Annotated in this window: 18 protein-coding genes; 7 read left to right on the top strand and 11 right to left on the bottom strand. The window is 42.7% G+C overall.

What is annotated here, in order from left to right; genetic code table 11:
* Positions 1-261: 261 nt before the first annotated feature.
* Together ABIN91_RS08740 and ABIN91_RS08735 are read right to left on the bottom strand one after the other, a co-directional pair.
* Positions 262-1614: a HAMP domain-containing sensor histidine kinase gene (locus ABIN91_RS08740; protein WP_348050602.1), complete on the bottom strand. Its 1353-nt coding sequence runs from the start codon at positions 1612-1614 to the stop codon at positions 262-264.
* Complete coding sequence (locus ABIN91_RS08735; RefSeq protein ID WP_348050600.1) at positions 1611-2297, bottom strand: response regulator transcription factor; 687 nt, start codon at positions 2295-2297, stop codon at positions 1611-1613. Before ABIN91_RS08735 ends, ABIN91_RS08740 begins: the two co-directional genes overlap by 4 nt.
* A gap of 146 nt (positions 2298-2443) precedes the next feature.
* Between ABIN91_RS08735 and pdeM the strand changes: the two genes are divergently transcribed.
* Positions 2444-3115 carry a ligase-associated DNA damage response endonuclease PdeM gene (pdeM, locus tag ABIN91_RS08730; RefSeq protein ID WP_348050598.1) on the top strand — a complete coding sequence of 224 codons (672 nt, stop codon included), beginning with the start codon at positions 2444-2446 and terminating at the stop codon, positions 3113-3115.
* Between the two features lie 20 nt (positions 3116-3135).
* On the opposite strand, the gene ABIN91_RS08725 is transcribed toward pdeM, so the two are convergent.
* On the bottom strand, positions 3136-4272 hold the full coding sequence (locus ABIN91_RS08725) for a thioredoxin-like domain-containing protein (protein ID WP_348050596.1): 1137 nt from the start codon (positions 4270-4272) through the stop codon (positions 3136-3138).
* Between the two features lie 163 nt (positions 4273-4435).
* On the opposite strand from ABIN91_RS08725, the gene ABIN91_RS08720 reads away from it, so the two are divergent.
* The 5 genes from ABIN91_RS08720 (at position 4436) to ABIN91_RS08700 (ending at position 10540) form a co-directional block, all read left to right on the top strand.
* On the top strand, positions 4436-5212 hold the full coding sequence (locus tag ABIN91_RS08720) for a succinate dehydrogenase cytochrome b subunit (RefSeq protein ID WP_348050594.1): 777 nt from the start codon (positions 4436-4438) through the stop codon (positions 5210-5212).
* A gap of 41 nt (positions 5213-5253) precedes the next feature.
* On the top strand, positions 5254-7188 hold the full coding sequence (locus tag ABIN91_RS08715) for a fumarate reductase/succinate dehydrogenase flavoprotein subunit (RefSeq protein WP_348050592.1): 1935 nt from the start codon (positions 5254-5256) through the stop codon (positions 7186-7188).
* Positions 7189-7277: 89 nt separating this feature from the next.
* A complete protein-coding gene (locus tag ABIN91_RS08710) occupies positions 7278-8063 on the top strand; it encodes a succinate dehydrogenase/fumarate reductase iron-sulfur subunit (protein WP_348050590.1) in 786 nt (261 codons plus the stop codon).
* A gap of 164 nt (positions 8064-8227) precedes the next feature.
* On the top strand, positions 8228-8938 hold the full coding sequence (locus ABIN91_RS08705; protein WP_348050588.1) for an SAM-dependent methyltransferase: 711 nt from the start codon (positions 8228-8230) through the stop codon (positions 8936-8938).
* The gene (locus tag ABIN91_RS08700; RefSeq protein ID WP_348050586.1) at positions 8939-10540 is read left to right on the top strand and encodes an FAD-dependent monooxygenase; all 1602 of its coding nucleotides are present in this window, start codon (positions 8939-8941) and stop codon (positions 10538-10540) included. It abuts the gene before it with no gap.
* A 15-nt stretch (positions 10541-10555) separates the two neighbouring features.
* On the opposite strand, the gene ABIN91_RS08695 is transcribed toward ABIN91_RS08700, so the two are convergent.
* The 6 genes from ABIN91_RS08695 to ABIN91_RS08670 all read right to left on the bottom strand — a co-directional run bounded on the left by ABIN91_RS08695 (position 10556) and on the right by ABIN91_RS08670 (position 14662).
* Complete coding sequence (locus tag ABIN91_RS08695) at positions 10556-11227, bottom strand: hypothetical protein (RefSeq protein ID WP_348050584.1); 672 nt, start codon at positions 11225-11227, stop codon at positions 10556-10558.
* Positions 11228-11268: 41 nt separating this feature from the next.
* On the bottom strand, positions 11269-11868 hold the full coding sequence (locus ABIN91_RS08690; protein ID WP_348050582.1) for a tRNA-(ms[2]io[6]A)-hydroxylase: 600 nt from the start codon (positions 11866-11868) through the stop codon (positions 11269-11271).
* 45 nt (positions 11869-11913) lie between these two features.
* On the bottom strand, positions 11914-12498 hold the full coding sequence (locus tag ABIN91_RS08685; RefSeq protein ID WP_348050580.1) for a hypothetical protein: 585 nt from the start codon (positions 12496-12498) through the stop codon (positions 11914-11916).
* A gap of 47 nt (positions 12499-12545) precedes the next feature.
* Positions 12546-13118, bottom strand: coding sequence for a nicotinate (nicotinamide) nucleotide adenylyltransferase (gene nadD / locus ABIN91_RS08680; RefSeq protein ID WP_348050578.1), 573 nt, complete (start codon positions 13116-13118; stop codon positions 12546-12548).
* Positions 13119-13137: 19 nt separating this feature from the next.
* A complete protein-coding gene (gene gmk, locus ABIN91_RS08675) occupies positions 13138-13707 on the bottom strand; it encodes a guanylate kinase (RefSeq protein WP_348050576.1) in 570 nt (189 codons plus the stop codon).
* A gap of 79 nt (positions 13708-13786) precedes the next feature.
* Entirely contained in the window at positions 13787-14662 is an 876-nt protein-coding gene (locus tag ABIN91_RS08670; protein ID WP_348050574.1) for a YicC/YloC family endoribonuclease, read from the bottom strand.
* Between the two features lie 103 nt (positions 14663-14765).
* On the opposite strand from ABIN91_RS08670, the gene ABIN91_RS08665 reads away from it, so the two are divergent.
* Positions 14766-15560, top strand: a complete 795-nt coding sequence (locus ABIN91_RS08665; protein WP_348050572.1) for a hypothetical protein — start codon at positions 14766-14768, stop codon at positions 15558-15560.
* Between the two features lie 4 nt (positions 15561-15564).
* On the opposite strand, the gene ABIN91_RS08660 is transcribed toward ABIN91_RS08665, so the two are convergent.
* Both ABIN91_RS08660 and rnc read right to left on the bottom strand, forming a co-directional pair.
* The gene (locus tag ABIN91_RS08660) at positions 15565-16425 is read right to left on the bottom strand and encodes a class I SAM-dependent methyltransferase (protein WP_348050570.1); all 861 of its coding nucleotides are present in this window, start codon (positions 16423-16425) and stop codon (positions 15565-15567) included.
* Between the two features lie 143 nt (positions 16426-16568).
* A complete protein-coding gene (rnc, locus tag ABIN91_RS08655) occupies positions 16569-17294 on the bottom strand; it encodes a ribonuclease III (protein ID WP_348050568.1) in 726 nt (241 codons plus the stop codon).
* Between the last annotated feature and the right edge of the window lie 5 nt (positions 17295-17299).

Raw genomic sequence — 17299 nt, 5'->3', positions numbered from 1 at the left:
CAATAGTAGCCCCCACTAATTAGCAACTGATAAGAGAGTTATTAGAATTTGATTAGAATATCACAGGTGCCCTGATCTCTTAATTCGATATTGGACATTCGAAATTCATTATTCGGTATTACCCCCTTTCACTTCCTCAACCATAGCATAATCTGCCCCCGGCGGGGGCTAAACATTTGTAGAAAACAAATAGATCCTTGTTTTATGCCCCGGAGCGGGCTACCCTTCTATAAGCGACAAACGGACCTATTAATACCATATTTACGCTTGCGCCGATGGCAAAAATACCTGTATCTCGGTCCCAACATTAACCTCCGATCGGATCCCGATACTACCCTTATGCAAGCGGATAATGTTTAGCGCCAGCGGCAGGCCAACACCATGCCCATAAAAATCCGAAGTGTTTGATGCCCTAAAAAAAGGCTCAAATATGTGCTGCACTTCCGTTTCCGGAATGCCTATCCCTTTATCTGTTATGGATAATACAATGTTTTTATTTTGTACCCTTAGCTTAACCATTACCAGTTTATTTTGCGAGTATTTGCACGCGTTGTTAATAATATTGGTAATAGCCAGGTTAAGCAGGTTGCTATTGCCGGGTGTATTCAAGGCCTCCTGGTTTTGGGGCAGTTCGCTAAGGTCAACCTCAATATTACTTTCGGGATGTATTTTTTTTACCGATGCAATGGCCAGCCAAACCAGCTCGTCAACCCTGATACTTTGCCAGTTTTGCTTCTTACCATCATAACCCGATTGCGCCAACAGCAAAAGGCTGTTCAATATCTGTATCAGTTTATTGGTTTCGGCTTGCATCACATGCAAAAACTGCTGCCCGGCCTGGCCTGTAGGGTAGTTTTTTAAGGCTATCTCAACCTCGCTGTTAATAATAGTGAGCGGGGTACGCAGCTCGTGCGATGCATTGCTCACAAAATTGTTCTGAGTTTCAAAAGCCGTTTCAAGCCGGTTAAGCATATCATTAAACGTGAACGATAGTTCGGCAATTTCATCCTTGCCGCTTGGCTCAAGGCGCAAGTGCAGGTTGTTTGATGTAATGCCCTTAACCCTGTCCGTAAGCTTGCGCACCGGTATAAAAGTATAATGCGAAAACACCTTCCCGGCAAAAAACACAACAATAAGGGATCCCAAAAAACCTATCAGTAGTATTTTTTGCAGCTCATGTATCTCATTCAACCCATAGGGGTTTGTGGCAGATACCGCTACTATAAACTTTTCGTTACCGCGGTTTACAATTTTGCCGGCAAAAAACTGGTTGTCGTTTTTATAACTATAAATACTATAAGTTACTACCGCGTTAAAAAACTCTTCGGGCAAACCATCATTGCTAAAGGTTCCTAAAGCGTTCGCTTTTATAATGTGTTCCTTTTCGTTGTCCAGTTTTTCAAGGTAACGGTTGCGCACCTGCTGGTACGCCCGGCTCTCTTCACCCGGAAAAAGGTGTATCTGGGCGGCAAGCTTTACCCGGGCCTCCAAACGTTTATAAAAATCCTGGTAGTTAAATTTATATTCAAAATACAAAATAAAGGCGTTCAACAATATCAAAATGCCGGTTGATAAGGCTAAAAACATCAAAGTTATTTTGGTCTGAATTTTCATTTATCAGCCTCCTTCATCATATAACCCATCCCAAAAACAGTATGTATATATTTAGTAGGATTAGTTTTATCCAATTTTTTACGCAAATAGTTAATGTATACATCAACCACGTTAGTACCCAGGTTAAAATTAATATCCCAAACATTATCAAGCAATTGTATGCGCGAGAGTACTTTACGCTGGTTTTTAATAAAATACTCCAGCAAACGGTATTCTGTAGCGGTTAAATTAAGCGGTACATTATTCAGGCTCGCAACTTTGGCATCAGTATTCAATATAATATCATCTATGCGGTAAGTGTTTTTTACAGCAGGAGTACTGTTGCCCGCCCGTCGCAACAGTGTCCGGATACGCGCTGCCAGTTCGGCCAGTTTAAAGGGTTTAACCATATAGTCGTCGGCGCCGCTGTTAAGCCCGGTCACAATGTTCTCAGTCGAATCAAGCGCGGTGAGCATCAGTATAGGGATGTGCGCATCTCGCTCGCGTATTCGCTGGCAAAGTTGTATCCCGTTCATCGAGGGCAGCATCACATCCAGAATGATCAGGTCAAAAGCATGATCTCTTGTCATTTGCAGAGCGGTTAACCCATCGGCGGCAACGCTTATATCATAACCCTCGTCGGCCAGACCGCGTTTAATTACAGATGCAATATTGGGTTCGTCCTCAACTAATAATATAGCCATTAACTACAAAATAATAAAAAAATGTGTACCAAGCATAATTGCCGGTAATCTGCATTATAATTTAGTTTAAGGCTGTTATTGCATAAAATGTTTTATGATTTTTTTGAGCAGCAAATAATTCGCTGTAAAGCTTAAATTTGCCCCAGATGATGTGCGACGAATTAGTGTTCCCCTTTTTAGAGCAAACGTTGACGCTGCTTTGCCAAAAAGCCATTTACTGGAAAGAAGAAAAAGCCCTCATAGCTGCCGACGTACACCTGGGCAAGGGCGGCCATTTCCGCAAGGCCGGAATAGCGGTTCCCCGCGATCTGGCACAGGAAGACTTAGCCGTACTATCCGACCTCATCCATCAACACAAACCCGAAAAAATTATCTTTTTAGGCGACTTGTTCCACAGCGATATGAATACCGATTGGGATTGGTTTGCCCTCTGGCGCGAACAATTCCCCAAACTCGAGATCATCCTGATCCGTGGTAACCACGATGTGATACACGACAGCCATTACCACAAACTAAACATAAGCCTGCACCACGAGCTGCTAATAGGGCCATTCCTGATGCTTCACCACCCATTGCCGCCAACAAAATTAGAACAAGCCAGGGGTTATGTACTCTGTGGTCACATCCATCCCGGGGTAAATTTGCAGGGTCGTGGCAGGCAATCCATCACCCTTCCTTGTTTCGCCTTTTCAGATAAACAAGCCATCCTGCCATCATTTGGCAAATTCACCGGCAAGGTAGCCATCCAGCATCAGCAAACAGATAAGGTTTTCGGTGTATTACCCAATAAAATAGTAGCGCTCGGTCTTGCTATTTGATACTAACTACTTGCTATTAATTATTTATGCTTCTCCAAATACTGCGTAGCCTCTAATTTGACCGATCCTAAAGAGATGTCTTTCATATAAATATTCCAGTCCTTATCAACAAGGTAATAGGTTGGTATAGTTGTAACATTCCAGTTTGCCGCATTAGGCGAATCATTGCCTTTCAGATCGCTAATTTGTGGCCAGGGTAGTTTATCATCCTTTACAGCAGTTGCCCACCATAATTGTTTTTTATCTAACGATACGCTGATCACCTCAAAGCCCCGGTCTTTTAACAACCCATAAACGGCCTGGATATCTTCATGATTAATCCGGCTAAACTGGTTAACAGACCGCCAAAAATCAATCAAAAACAGCTTCTTACCTGCTTTAACGGCCGCGAAGGTTTTCCCGTCAAAAAACTTGCCCTCAATAGCAGGAGCCTTTTTGCCGGGTGCCAGGTTAATGTTCAAGGTCAGTTTTTTGCTTATTTCTTTACCCTCTTCGCTGTTTTTTGCAGTAGCGTTTAAAATATTGAAAAGAGTCTGGTACTTTTCCGGGAAATCGGTATAAGCTTGTTTAGCCATAAAATGAGCGGCCAACTCGCTTTCAGGATATTTTTTAACAAAGCGCTCTAAAACAGTAAATTCAGCATGGCGTGCTTTATCTTGTGCCATTTCAATTTTGGCTACCAGGTTCCGGTAAGCATTTTCGGGTAGGTTTTTTCCACCATCCTCAAGCTCTTTGTTAAGTTCGGTTGTCTGTGCCCTCGCGTTTCCTACTACTTCATCATAAATAGCATAATAATTAGTGATCTCCTGCTGCTTTTTTGATGAGCTTTCTATTTTAGGATATTTGGATAGTTTGTTGGCATCGGCTGTAATTGTGTACTTACCCGGCTCTAAATAAACCTCAAACGGAGTATGCGCTACAATTCCGTCTTTTGCTATATTAAGTTCGTAAAAACCGGGCTCATCCAACTGCTTTTTAACGGTACACTTTCCATTTTTAATGTTTTCGCCAAAAATAGTTTGCTGCCCCTGGTCTTTAATAGTGAAAACACCGCTGCTTAAACCAGTTGCGGTCACATCAAATTCTATAATTTTAGATGGCTGGCAAGCCGATAAAAAAGCCACCACTATGGCTAATAGGATATATTTTTTGTTCATAAGGTTTTTAGTTGGCACAATATATGGCATTACTTTAAATTCAATGTTTCCTGTTTTGACATTAGAATGGTTCTAAATAAATTATAAAGCACGAATAAGCCAAATCCATTTATATCTTTTGGCATTTAATAAATACTTTTGCCGAAATAAATCTAACAATATAATGAGCGAATTTAAACAAACCTTTAACTCTTCATTGGGCAAAAAGCTGATCATGGCTTTAACAGGATTGTTTCTTTGTACTTTTTTAATAGTGCATTTAGGAGGTAACCTGTTGTTGTTTAGCAACGATAATGGTTATTCATTTAACGTATATGCAAACTTCTTAACGCATTTCCCGCCAATAGAAGTAATAGCATACCTGTTATACATCAGTATTATAGTGCATGCTATATACGCAACTATATTAACTATCAAAAACCGTAGGGCAAGGCCGGTATCTTATGCCTCGGCTCCAAAATCACCAACCTCATGGTCGTCACAAAACATGGGTTTGCTGGGTTCTATCCTGCTATTATTCATCGTGATCCACATGAGCGATTTTTGGTACAAGTACAAATACACCGATACCATCGCTTTTAAAGAATACCGTACCAACCTGTCATCAGGTGTAACAACGGTTCAGCCATTCACACCCGAGGCTAAAGATTTTGAGCATTCAGTTTCAACCCAGGGTAACGAAGAGATCGTTCGTGTTAAAGATATCCACGCTAAAGTGGCCGAAACCTTTAGTCAATGGTGGTATGTTATCATCTATGTTATCGCTATGGGAGCCTTATCATTCCACTTGCTGCATGGTTTCCAAAGCGCGTTCCGTACCATGGGTTGGGTTCACCGCAAATACACACCGGTAGTTTACTTTATAGGTACCTGGTTGTTCGCGGTAATTATCCCGATAGGTTTCGCGGCTATGCCGGTTGTGTATTTCTTTTGCAAATAATAATATCCTTTTTGGGGTAAGAATATAAATTATATCAAAATATGATCTTAGACGCTAAAATTCCAGTAGGCCCATTGGCCGAAAAATGGGGCAAGCATAAGTTTAACCTTAAATTGGTTAACCCTGCAAACAAGCGTAAATACGATGTTATTGTAGTTGGTACCGGCCTTGCTGGTGCATCTGCAGCGGCATCACTGGCCGAGCTTGGCTATAATGTAAAAGCGTTTTGCTTTCAGGATAGTCCGCGCCGTGCACACTCTATTGCCGCGCAAGGTGGTATAAACGCCGCTAAAAACTATCGTAATGACGGTGATAGCGTTTACCGGTTATTTTACGATACCATTAAAGGTGGCGATTACCGCGCCCGCGAAGCCAACGTTTACCGTTTGGCCGAGGTTTCTGTTAACATTATCGACCAATGTGTGGCGCAGGGCGTACCATTCGCCCGCGAATACGGAGGTTTATTAGATACACGTTCATTCGGTGGCGCGCAGGTATCACGTACATTCTACGCCCGCGGCCAAACCGGACAACAATTATTATTAGGTGCCTACTCTGCCCTAAACCGCCAGATCCACTTAGGCAAGGTGAAAATGTACACCCGTACCGAAATGCTGGACGTGGTTACCGTTGATGGCAAAGCGCAAGGTATCATCACCCGTAACTTAAAAAGTGGCGCTATCGAAACCCATTCTGGTCACGCTGTATTGCTGTGTACCGGTGGTTATGGTAACGTGTTCTACCTGTCAACCAACGCGATGGGCTGTAATGTAACCGCAGCCTGGAGAGCTCACAAACGTGGTGCTTTCTTCGCTAATCCTTGCTACACTCAAATTCACCCAACCTGTATCCCGGTATCTGGTGATCACCAGTCTAAGTTAACCTTGATGTCTGAATCACTTCGTAACGACGGACGTGTTTGGGCGCCAAAAACAGTGGAGCTTGCGCAGCGTTTACGCAAAGGAGAATTAAAAGTAACCGACTTAAAAGAAGAAGACAGGGATTACTTCCTGGAACGTAAATATCCATCATTCGGTAACCTGGTTCCGCGCGACGTGGCATCACGTAACGCTAAAGAAGCTGTTGATGAAGGTAAAGGTGTAGGTGCGTCAGGCGTTGCCGTATATTTGGACTTTGCCGATTCTATCGCCCGTTTGGGAGAAGATGAAGTAAGGGCACGCTATGGTAACCTGTTCGATATGTACGCGCAGATCACCGACGAAAACCCTTACAAAACACCAATGCGTATTTACCCGGCGGTTCACTATACCATGGGTGGCCTTTGGGTTGATTATAATTTGCAAACCAGCATTCCTGGCTTGTATTGCTTAGGCGAGGCTAACTTTTCCGATCACGGCGCAAACCGCTTAGGTGCTTCGGCGCTGATGCAGGGTTTATCTGATGGTTATTTCGTTATCCCTTACACTTTAGGAGATTACTTAGCTACAATCGGTCCAAAACCTATCGACGCTACTCACCCGGCATTCGCGGCAACCAAAAAGGATGTTGAAGAACGCATCGCAAAATTATTAGCCTTGCGTGGAACCAAAACCGTTGATGAATATCACCGCGAATTGGGCCACATTATGTGGGAATATTGCGGAATGGCACGTACTGCCGAGGGTTTGACTAAAGCGAAGGGTTTGATCCACGCTTTGAAAGAAGACTTCTGGAAAAATGCAATTGTGCTTGGCGCGAACGAAGAGTTTAACTCATCGTTAGAGAAAGCCGGCCGTGTTGCTGATTTTATCGAACTGGGCGAACTGATGGTTGATGACGCTTTAATGCGTTCGGAATCATGCGGTGGTCACTTCCGTGTAGAATCACAAACCGAAGAAGGCGAAGCTTTACGCGACGACGAGAATTTCGCCTTCGTAGCAGCCTGGGAATACGCAGGCGAAAACCAACCAGAAGTGCTCAACAAAGAAGCACTGGTTTATGAAAATGTTAAGTTAACACAACGATCTTATAAATAGTAGTGAGTAGTTAGTATCAAGTAGCAAGACAAAAAAATCTTGTTACTTGATACTCGCTACTTGATACCAAATCTCAATTCAAAAAAGATATGAGTACTGGAAATATGAACCTGACGTTAAAAGTATGGCGTCAACCAAATTCTGAAACACCGGGTAAACTGGTTACTTACAAGGCAGAAGGCATCTCTCCGGATATGTCTTTCCTTGAAATGCTCGACGTGGTGAACGAGAGCCTGATCCATAAAGGAGAGGACCCTATCCACTTTGATCACGATTGCCGCGAAGGTATTTGTGGTATGTGCTCATTGTACATCAACGGTCAGCCGCATGGTCCAAAAAGGGCTATTACAACCTGTCAGTTACACATGCGCAGTTTCCACGATGGTCAAACCATTACTATTGAACCATGGAGAGCAGCAGCATTCCCGGTAGTGAAAGATTTGGCTACAGACCGTTCCGCGTTTGATCGTATCCAGCAAGCAGGTGGTTACGTATCGGTAAACACAGGTGGTGTGCCAGATGCTAACGAGATCGCTATCCCTAAGGTAATTGCCGATGAGGCTTTTAACTCGGCTACCTGTATAGGTTGCGGCGCTTGCGTTGCGGCATGTAAAAATGCATCAGCCATGTTGTTCGTATCGGCTAAAATATCACAATTCGCGCTGTTGCCGCAAGGCCAGCCAGAACGTTACCGCCGTGCCCAATCCATGGTTGCTCAAATGGATGATGAAGGCTTTGGTAGCTGTACCAATACCGGTGCCTGCGAGGCCGAATGTCCTAAAGAGATCAGCCTGGTAAACATTGGCCGTATGAATAATGATTACCTGAGCGCCAAATTATTCCGCCAGGAAGAGATCACCCATCACAACGATTAAGGTTTAACCTATCATAATTTAAAAGCCATCCTTTTGGGGATGGCTTTTTTGTTTGAGGTGTTGTTATCTGTATAACCGAACCCTTCACCACGTCATCGCGAGGTACGAAGCAATGACGTTTTTTTTTGTTTGCTTTTACCAACAGTAAACAACACATTTGCAGTATGCCCAAAGGAACACTTTACTTAATACCAGTACCACTTGCCGAAAACGCGGCGGCCAAATCGTTTACACCTTACCTGGTTGATACCATAAACAACATCACCGAATATATTGTTGAGAACGAAAAAACCGCCCGCAAATTTTTAAAAGAAGCGGGCTTAAAAACCGCCCAAAGCGAACTGCTTATTCACGACTATGGTAAACACAACCGCGGCAACAGTCTGGGCTATTTCTTTGCAGGATTAGAATCCGGTAAAAGCGTTGGCCTGATGAGCGAGGCCGGCTGCCCCGGCGTAGCCGATCCCGGTGCCGAAATTGTTGCCGAAGCACACAAGCGCGGCATATCCGTAGTGCCTTTAGTTGGCCCAAGCTCTATTTTGCTTGCGCTGATGGCTTCAGGCTTTAACGGTCAAAGCTTTACCTTCCATGGCTATATACCTATTGATAAGGCCGAGCGCAGCAAGCGTGTTAAAGAACTGGAAAGCTTATCTACCCGGAACGATCAAACACAGATATTTATCGAAACCCCATTCCGCAATAATTCTATGTTGGAAGAGGTTTTGAAAAGTTGTAACCCCAAAACCAAACTTTGCATTGCCTGCGATGTTACTGCTGAAACAGAATTTATCAAAACCATGAACATTGAAAGCTGGCGCAAGCAAGTGCCCGATCTGCATAAACGGCCAACTATTTACCTGCTATTCCATTCATAAATGAAATTACCGGGCGAACAAGCTTCTGTACTCATTGTAGGCGCCGGTCCGTCGGGTTTAATGATGGCCGCGCAACTGTTGCGCAATGGCATCCAGCCGGTAATTATCGATATTAAAAAAGGCCCTACAGATCAATCCAAAGCTTTAGCGGTGCAAACTCGCTCGCTCGAAATTTACCGCCAGTTAGGCATTGTTGATCCCGTTTTAAACGGAGGTAAAAAAGCGACAGGTGTATTTTTGAATCAGGAAGGCAAACAGGTAGCCAGGCTTTCGCTGAACAATATTGGCGAACCGCAAACCCTATTCCCCTACATCCTGATGTATCAGCAAAGCAAGAACGAACGTTTGCTGTTGGATTACCTTACCCAAAATTGTTGCCCCGTTTACTGGGATACCTCACTAATATCTTTTGATCAAAAAAATGATAAGATCGAGGTATTACTCAACAACGAAAACGAAAAAACCTTCCTCACCTGCGATTGGCTCATTGGTGCTGATGGCGCGCACAGCATTGTACGCAAAGAGCTATTCATCAAATTTGAAGGCGATACCTATGCCAACGAGTTTTACCTTGCCGATGTTACCTTTGCCGATCTGAACGACGATAAGCTCCATCTTCATCTATCAAAACCAGGCTTCGCGGCCTTTTTCCCGATGCCCGAAGATGGACGTTACCGCATAGTAGGTAGCCTTACACCTGATCTATTAGCCAAACAGGATTTAACTATTGATGATGTTAAGCCCCTCTTAAACAATGTAGCCAAAGCTAAGATCAGCATTGCCGAAACGCATTGGTTTACCACCTACCGCCTGCACCATCGCATGGCCGAAAGCTTCCGTTCAGATCGTGCTTTCCTTATCGGCGATGCCGCGCATATCCATTCGCCCGTTGGTGGCCAGGGCATGAATACCGGCTTACAGGATGCCTACAACTTAGCCTGGAAATTAGCAGGCGTGATCAACAACCAGCTCAACAAATCAGTATTAAGCAGCTATGCTGACGAACGCATGCCCGTTGCAAAAGACCTGCTCAAAACTACCGATAGGGCCTTTACCTTTATCGTATCCGATGGTTTCTTAAATCGCATCCTAAAAAAATGGGTACTACCCTTCGCTATCAAAAAACTATGGGGAAGCGAAAAACTAAGGCGTGCGTTTTTCAATAGGGTATCACAAACCAGCATCAACTATCACCATAGTAAAATAAACCTGCACCTAAGCCAGGGCACTAAAATAATTGCCGGCGACAGGCTGCCCTACCTCAAAGTATACGACGAAAAGAAACAGCAGGAAACCGATCTGCATGAGTGGTGCAGCAAACCAGGTTTCACCTTCATCGCCTTGGGCAAACAAACCGAAGATGAGCTTTTCCGCCTGGCCAAATGGATAACACAGCACTATCCCAACATCCTCAACTTCTTTTACCTGCCGCCAACCAACAAAAACCGCCACATTTTCGATGCTTTTGAGATGGGCGCAAGCCAGCAGAAAACATTGATCATCCGCCCGGACATGTACATCGGCTTTATTAACGATTCAATTGATATTGCTAAGATTGATAACTATTTGAGTACGGTAATGGGCGTGGTGAAGAGCGTGTAATTATTATTCCCGGGGTTATCTAATCCTTTTAAATTTATAGGTATAAGCTGTATCTACGCCGTAAATTATACCCGAAGATGCGAAATAGCTTTTCAGCAAATCTAATTTGCCTTCGCAATACCCGCCTATATTCATTTTCTCGGGACGGGTACTAATTTTCCTGCATTCAAAACAGATCTCGATGTGGGCAAATATCTTACCTTTTGAATTTGTAAATACAATAGCGTTACGTGGTTCATAACATGCGTACTGGTTATAAATTATATTATAATCAATTGCGCGCTGGTCTATGTTGTAAAGAATATCAGTTAGTTTATTGACTTGTACTTTATTCAATAATTTGACTTCTATAAACTGGGTGGTATCTGTTTCGTTCCCATTAAATGGATATTTCCAATAGTTAATTTTTTTGGGTGCTTTTTGGGCTACGCTATCAACGAATACCTGCACGTTAGGGTCGGAAAGGCCGTAAAATGCAACCAATTTAACTTGTACCGCTTTATTAAACGGATAAAACCTTAATCGTTGCGCGGCGGAGTATTTATTACGGTGAACACATTGAGCATTGTATTCGGCCAGTTCAGTTTCAGCCTTCGTTGGTTCGTGCCAGCGTGGTAACTTGCGTTGGCCGAAAGCAGAAAACAACGGTAATAAGAAAACTAAAATAAGTGCTGCTTTTTTAAGCATGAATGTAGGTTTATGATATAAATCTAAGCAAAACACAGCTCCTACCCATGTATAGTTTCCTTCTTCCCGTAATTCTTAACCACTTCGGCTTCGTAAGCTAAAAACTCTTTCCAGCGGGCATCAACATCAATATTGCCGCAATGCTTTTTAGCCAGATTTAAAAACATGGTATAATGTCCCGCTTCGCTTACCATCAATTCATAGTAAAACTCGGATAATTCCTTGTCGTTAATATTCTCGGATAGCACCTTGAACCGTTCGCAACTGCGGGCCTCTATCATCGCCGAAAGCAACAATCGGTCTATCATCTGGGTTAACCTGCTTCCTCCCGGTGTTAAAAACTTGAATAGCTGGCCCACATAATCATCTTTACGCTCCTTACCAAACTCATACCCACGTTTAACAATGATCTCGTGTACACGCCTAAAATGGTCCATTTCTTCGCGTACCAATTCGGCCATTTCTTGCACTATATCCGGATAGTTATGGTTTTGGATGATGAGCGTAATGGCATTGCTGGCCGCCTTTTGCTCACAATAAGCATGGTCGGTCAATAACTCTTCAATATTGCTTTCTACCACATTTTTAACCCAAAGCGGGTCGGTAGGTAATTGTAGTTTTAGGATAGTTTTTTCGCTCACAGCACAAAGATAGGGTTTTGATGGCCGTTATAAAAAACACAGCCTTCATTCCAGCCACCCAATGTTAGATATTAGTTCCCAGGTACCATTAGTTAACTTAAACAAATAATGGTTACCACTCATACCTCGTGTAGTTGCCACAAACGCATACTGCCGGTCGGTTGAGAAAACCGGTTTAGAAAAAGAAACGCAAGTAGTTTCGGCCAAGGCTTTCGGGTCGGGTTTATGACCGGTATTTGGCAAGATTTCGCCCGTTTCAGTATTTACCGACGGGAAACTGGCTGTTATCTTCGCCCATGCCCATTTTTTACCAACATGATCTTTATTAACATATCGCGCTTTCGGCAAACCAAAGTCAGACCATTTTATAGAAAAAGTATCCCTTTTAGCATTGCTTACAAATTCCTTTACAAGCTGAATTTTCAATTTATTATCTGCTAATTTAATATCAGCACTAATATTCTCATTAATAGAAGAGGTATTTCCCTTATTGATCAAATAAAAGTATGGATAGTCTGAAGGTATCTCAACTTCAATCACCTTGTTTATCAACTTTACCATACTTGTATCAATGGCTGTAGCCGAAAAACCTGATAAGATGAAAATGATTGTTGAAGCCAGCCGTTTCATATACTCAAATCTAAATTATTTAGAATGAAGTATCTATAACAATGTGGTTACCTGTACAAACCCTTACTTTCAATAAATTTTAAAACCGGGTCGGGCACAAAAAACTGCACATTCTTTTTAGCTGCGATAGATTTACGGATAAAGGTTGCCGATAGTTCCATCAACGGTGTCATGGTAATATGTACCGATGGGTGCGATGCCAGATCGGTATTCTCATAACCCGGGCGCGGGTAAACATAGATCTGGTAATCGCGCAAAATGAGCTTGTAATTCTTCCATTTATGCAGTGTGACTAAGTTGTCCGATCCCATAATTATGGCAAACTCATGCTCAGGATATTTCTCTTTCAGTAAGGTTAGCGTATCAATGGTATACGACGGCTGTGGCAGCTTCAATTCAATATCGCTTACGTTTAGGTTATCGCTATGGTCGGTTGCCAAACGGGCCATTTCAAGGCGATCATAGGTATTGATCAGGTCGCCGTATTTTTTTAGTGGGTTTTGTGGCGATACCACCAGCCAAACTTTATCCAGATCGGTATGGTTAGCCATATAATTGGCAATAATTAAATGGCCGATATGTATGGGATTAAACGAACCAAATAGTAAACCGATCTTCATTTTTCCGTTTATGCTGCGCTTATTGCTTTAAAAAATCAGTTACTAATGCCTTTGCTTCTTTGCAAGCCGTTTCAAGTTCGTAATTTTTTAGGATTATATCAAATTGCGGAGCATAATTCAGTTCTTTTTCTGCTTTTATAAAGCGTTCATGTAGTTTTTCGGTGCTATCAGTACCCCTGCCGGTTAAACGTTCCTTTAAAACCTCCAGCGATGGGGGCTGAACAAATATGGCTAAAGCATGTTCTTCGTACTTCCGTTTCAGGTGCAAGCCGCCTTCAACATCAATATCAAAAATTACATGTTTGCCCTTATCCCAAATGCGTTGTATCTCTGATCTCAGCGTGCCGTAAAACGTTCCCGAATAAACCTCTTCAAACTCAACAAACTGCTTTTTAGCTATGCGGTGCAAAAACTCTTCGTTTGATATAAAGTAATAATCGCTGCCGTCGTGCTCATCGCCGCGCGGCTTGCGGGTAGTTGCCGAAATGGAAAACTCCAGGTCCGGAATTTGTTTCAGCAGATGATGCACTATGGTAGTTTTACCAGCTCCTGATGGTGCCGAAAATATGATGAGTTTACCTTGGGTCATTGTAATTAGTCAATGGTCCATAGTCCATGGTCCATAGTTTTGATCCATTGTCTATGGACCATCGGCTATGGACTATCTTCTACAGTACGTTCAATAGTTGTTCTTTAATTTTCTCCAGTTCTTCTTTCATGCCAACAACAAGCTTTTGTATGTTGGCATCGTTGGCTTTTGAGCCGAGGGTATTGATCTCCCTGCCGATCTCCTGCGAAATAAAGCCCAGCTTTTTACCGTTGGCATCAGCATTCTTCAGCGTTTCGATAAAGTAATCACAATGCGCTTTCAGGCGTACCTTTTCTTCGGTAATATCCAGCTTATCAATAAAGTAGATCAATTCCTGCTCAAAGCGGTTTTGATCCAGGTTTTCGCGACCAACACTTTCAGTCAAAAAAGTATTCAACCGCTCGCGGATAACCGGAACACGTTTAGGCTCTTCAACTTCAACCTTTTTTAGGTTATCCATGATGATGCCAATGCGCCCTTTCACCTCTTCTTCAAGCACGTTGCCTTCGTCACTTCTAAACTGTTGGAATGCCTTTAATGCCTTTTGGAAAGTTTGCTCAACAATTTTCCATTCCTCGTCAGATACTGTTTCTTCGCCATATTTAACAACTTCGGGTAAACCCAAAGCCAGTTGCAACAGGTTGTTTGTAGGTTCGTTCAAATCAATACTAACAGCCTTTAATTGCTCGTAGTAATGTTTTAAAAGCACGGTATCAATACCGGCAGCTTTTACCTGCTGACTAACTTGCTCAATATTGATAGATAAGCTAACTTTACCGCGTTCTATTTGCTTGCTGCAATCGTTGCGCAACTGAAATTCTTTATCGGAGAATGAGCGGGGGATTCTGAGGGTCAGTTCAAGAAATTTACTATTCAGGGATTTTATTTCAACAGTATATTTTGTACTTCCCGAATCGTAGGTGGCCAGTCCATACCCTGTCATGGATTTTATCATGTGCAAAGATAAAAAATTAAATAGGATAGCTAAACACCATTTAAAGGGATATTTAACAAGTATTTAACAAATAAACCTCTCTTTAAACGTTAACTTTGATACATTGAGTAAACCTGATAAAAATACCATCCCACGCTACAGTATCCCAACCATCACTGTAATACTATGCTGCTTTAGCCTGTTTTTACATGCCCAAAGGCAAGAGTTTATGCTCAAAGGAGTGGTGTTTAAAGCCGGCAATATTCAACAGCGATTAAGCAAAGTATTGGTGGCAAACTTAAACAGTACAGGCATTGTAACTACCGATGACCTCGGCATATTCAATATTCAGGCCGCTGTTGGCGATACCCTGCTCTTTCGCCAAAAAGATTATGCCGATCAAAAGGTTGCCGTAACCGGCCAAAGCACCGCCATGGTATTTATGCAAACTAACATTACCCTAAATCAGGTTGATATAAAAGGCCTAACCAAACGCCAGGAGCTACAAGGCGTAATGAAAGAATACAATAGCCAGGGCATCTACAGCAATGGCAAGCCATCGGTAGCATCTGCCATACTAAGCCCCCTAAACGGATTGTATGACCTTTTCGGAAGCGGCCCAAAGCAAGCCCGCCGTTTCGCAAGGTTCAGCGCCGCTGACCTGGAACAAACCGAGGTCGATCGCCGCTTTACCAAATCATTTATCCAACGCATAACCGGCATAACAGATACCATCAAGCTTCAGGCATTCAAACAAGCCTACCGCCCATCATACGAGGATATCAAAAGCTGGAACGATTACGACCTTATCAATTACACCAAACGCTCCTATACCGATTTTGTAAAGAATGGCGAAAAAGCACCGGATAATGGATTGCAAAAATTGGTGCCTGTTACACCGCCCCAAAAGCCGGAATAAGCCGTTAATCGTTTTTTAAAATAGCCAGGTAATGATCTGGTCCCCATGATGCCAAACCTCGGTATTTCCCCGTTAACTTGCCTATTATTAACGATTTAATGCGAGCAAAAGCAGAGCGCTTGTAACCAACAGACGCATAAGTATGTATCAACCTTTCCACTTTAAAGCCAAGGCTTTGGTAAAATGCTGGGGCAGCAAACACTACATGCTCCGGATATTTTAGATACCACCAATTGCTACCCGCCCAACGAGCGCTTTTACTACGGATATTACCGGTAAGGATAACCATACGGCCGTCTTTTTTCAGTTTTGATTTACAGAATTTTAGAAAACCAGGCATATCATACAAATGTTCAACTAAATCAAATGCAGCTATCACATCCAAACTACCATCTTCAATTTCGGATAAGTTAAGACACACTTTATGACCTTTTGCCAGTAATATTTTTTGGCTTTCGGCTGATAGTTCATTACCATAGGTAATGCAGCCGTTCTCTTTGGCCAGGTCAAGCAATTCGCCGGTATTACAGCCAACATCCAGCACATGGCTTCTTGCAGGAAATATATCCAGCAAGGCTTGCACTACATTTGGAGTTTTCATTTGCCTGAAAGGAGCGGCCTTCCATCGCTCACCGCTAACACTATTGGCATATAATTCCATAGCTGTAGCTTCAGGAACGGCATTTTGTATAAAGCCCGACAGGCATTGTGTACAGTGGTATAACTCTGGCTTATTGGTGAGTTGTATCTCTGTTGTAGAAAAACGAAGTGGGGTTAAATAATCAACATTACCTACACGTTGTATTCCCGAAGCGGCACAAATCGGACAATTAGTATGTTGAACAGTATTGTTTATAAGTTGCATCAGGCTGTATAAATATAGTTTTTAAAAGCACCTCCAATATGATAACAGGCCTACCTTATTGAAGATATTGCCGACTAATATAAAACAAAAACTGAATTTGTAATGCAGATAAACTAAAGCAGGTAGCCGAAGGAAACAAAAAGCTATATCCCCAAAGCCTCACAAGCCTTCTCAGCCGCTAACTTCTCAGCATTCTTTTTATTAAACTCTTTACCCGTACCTAAAACCTCGCCATCAATACTGGCTTGTACGGTAAACAGTTTATTGCTTTCGCCTTCCTGGTTCTCGGTTAAGTCAAACGATACATCCTTGCCATGGCGCTGGCTCCACTCAATCAACTTACTTTTAAAGTTAGTTTCGGTTTTCTCTAATTGATGGATGTCAATATGCGATTTGATGATGTGGTTCACCAAAAAACTCTTGGTAAAGTCATACCCTTTATCCAGGTAAACAGCCCCTACCAGGGCCTCAAAAGCATCACCCAAAAGCGATCCCTGCCTTGAGTTGCCAACCATACGGCTATCGTACTCAATCAGCTTATCAAAGCCCAGTTTACGTGCAAGTTGGTTCAGGTTAACACGGCTCACAATTTTTGATCGCAACTCGGTTAAAAAACCTTCATCCTCATAAGGGTAAAGCTTAAACAAAACCTCGGCAACCACGCTGCCTAAAACAGCATCGCCTAAAAACTCTAATCGCTCGTTGCTGTTCTTAACGCCCTTCTTAACGTTGGTAGCTACAGATTTATGCCTAAAAGCCAACCTGTATAAACTCAAATTGCCCGGCACAAAGCCGAGCAAATTTTTTAGTGCCTTTACATACTTTCTATTCGGAGAAAAATATAGCTTATAAACCCTTAGAATTGGCATTCAAT

Origin of the sequence: Mucilaginibacter sp., from assembly GCF_039921305.1 — a bacterium.
Classification (GTDB): Bacteria; Bacteroidota; Bacteroidia; order Sphingobacteriales; family Sphingobacteriaceae; genus Mucilaginibacter.
The sequence above is the reverse complement of the archived record's forward strand: the minus strand, read 5'-3'. Positions and strand labels throughout refer to the sequence as shown.

Excerpts from the sequence above, each read along its gene's own strand:
- ABIN91_RS08660 (WP_348050570.1), bottom strand. The coding sequence starts at position 16,425 with ATGCAACTTATAAACAATACTGTTCAACATACTAATTGTCCGATTTGT.
- ABIN91_RS08740 (WP_348050602.1), bottom strand. The coding sequence starts at position 1,614 with ATGAAAATTCAGACCAAAATAACTTTGATGTTTTTAGCCTTATCAACC.
- ABIN91_RS08685 (WP_348050580.1), bottom strand. The coding sequence starts at position 12,498 with ATGAAACGGCTGGCTTCAACAATCATTTTCATCTTATCAGGTTTTTCG.
- ABIN91_RS08725 (WP_348050596.1), bottom strand. The coding sequence starts at position 4,272 with ATGAACAAAAAATATATCCTATTAGCCATAGTGGTGGCTTTTTTATCG.
- nadD (WP_348050578.1), bottom strand. The coding sequence starts at position 13,118 with ATGAAGATCGGTTTACTATTTGGTTCGTTTAATCCCATACATATCGGC.
- ABIN91_RS08715 (WP_348050592.1), top strand. The coding sequence starts at position 5,254 with ATGATCTTAGACGCTAAAATTCCAGTAGGCCCATTGGCCGAAAAATGG.
- ABIN91_RS08735 (WP_348050600.1), bottom strand. The coding sequence starts at position 2,297 with ATGGCTATATTATTAGTTGAGGACGAACCCAATATTGCATCTGTAATT.
- ABIN91_RS08705 (WP_348050588.1), top strand. The coding sequence starts at position 8,228 with ATGCCCAAAGGAACACTTTACTTAATACCAGTACCACTTGCCGAAAAC.
- ABIN91_RS08695 (WP_348050584.1), bottom strand. The coding sequence starts at position 11,227 with ATGCTTAAAAAAGCAGCACTTATTTTAGTTTTCTTATTACCGTTGTTT.
- rnc (WP_348050568.1), bottom strand. The coding sequence starts at position 17,294 with ATGCCAATTCTAAGGGTTTATAAGCTATATTTTTCTCCGAATAGAAAG.
- ABIN91_RS08720 (WP_348050594.1), top strand. The coding sequence starts at position 4,436 with ATGAGCGAATTTAAACAAACCTTTAACTCTTCATTGGGCAAAAAGCTG.
- ABIN91_RS08700 (WP_348050586.1), top strand. The coding sequence starts at position 8,939 with ATGAAATTACCGGGCGAACAAGCTTCTGTACTCATTGTAGGCGCCGGT.
- gmk (WP_348050576.1), bottom strand. The coding sequence starts at position 13,707 with ATGACCCAAGGTAAACTCATCATATTTTCGGCACCATCAGGAGCTGGT.
- ABIN91_RS08710 (WP_348050590.1), top strand. The coding sequence starts at position 7,278 with ATGAGTACTGGAAATATGAACCTGACGTTAAAAGTATGGCGTCAACCA.
- pdeM (WP_348050598.1), top strand. The coding sequence starts at position 2,444 with ATGATGTGCGACGAATTAGTGTTCCCCTTTTTAGAGCAAACGTTGACG.
- ABIN91_RS08670 (WP_348050574.1), bottom strand. The coding sequence starts at position 14,662 with ATGATAAAATCCATGACAGGGTATGGACTGGCCACCTACGATTCGGGA.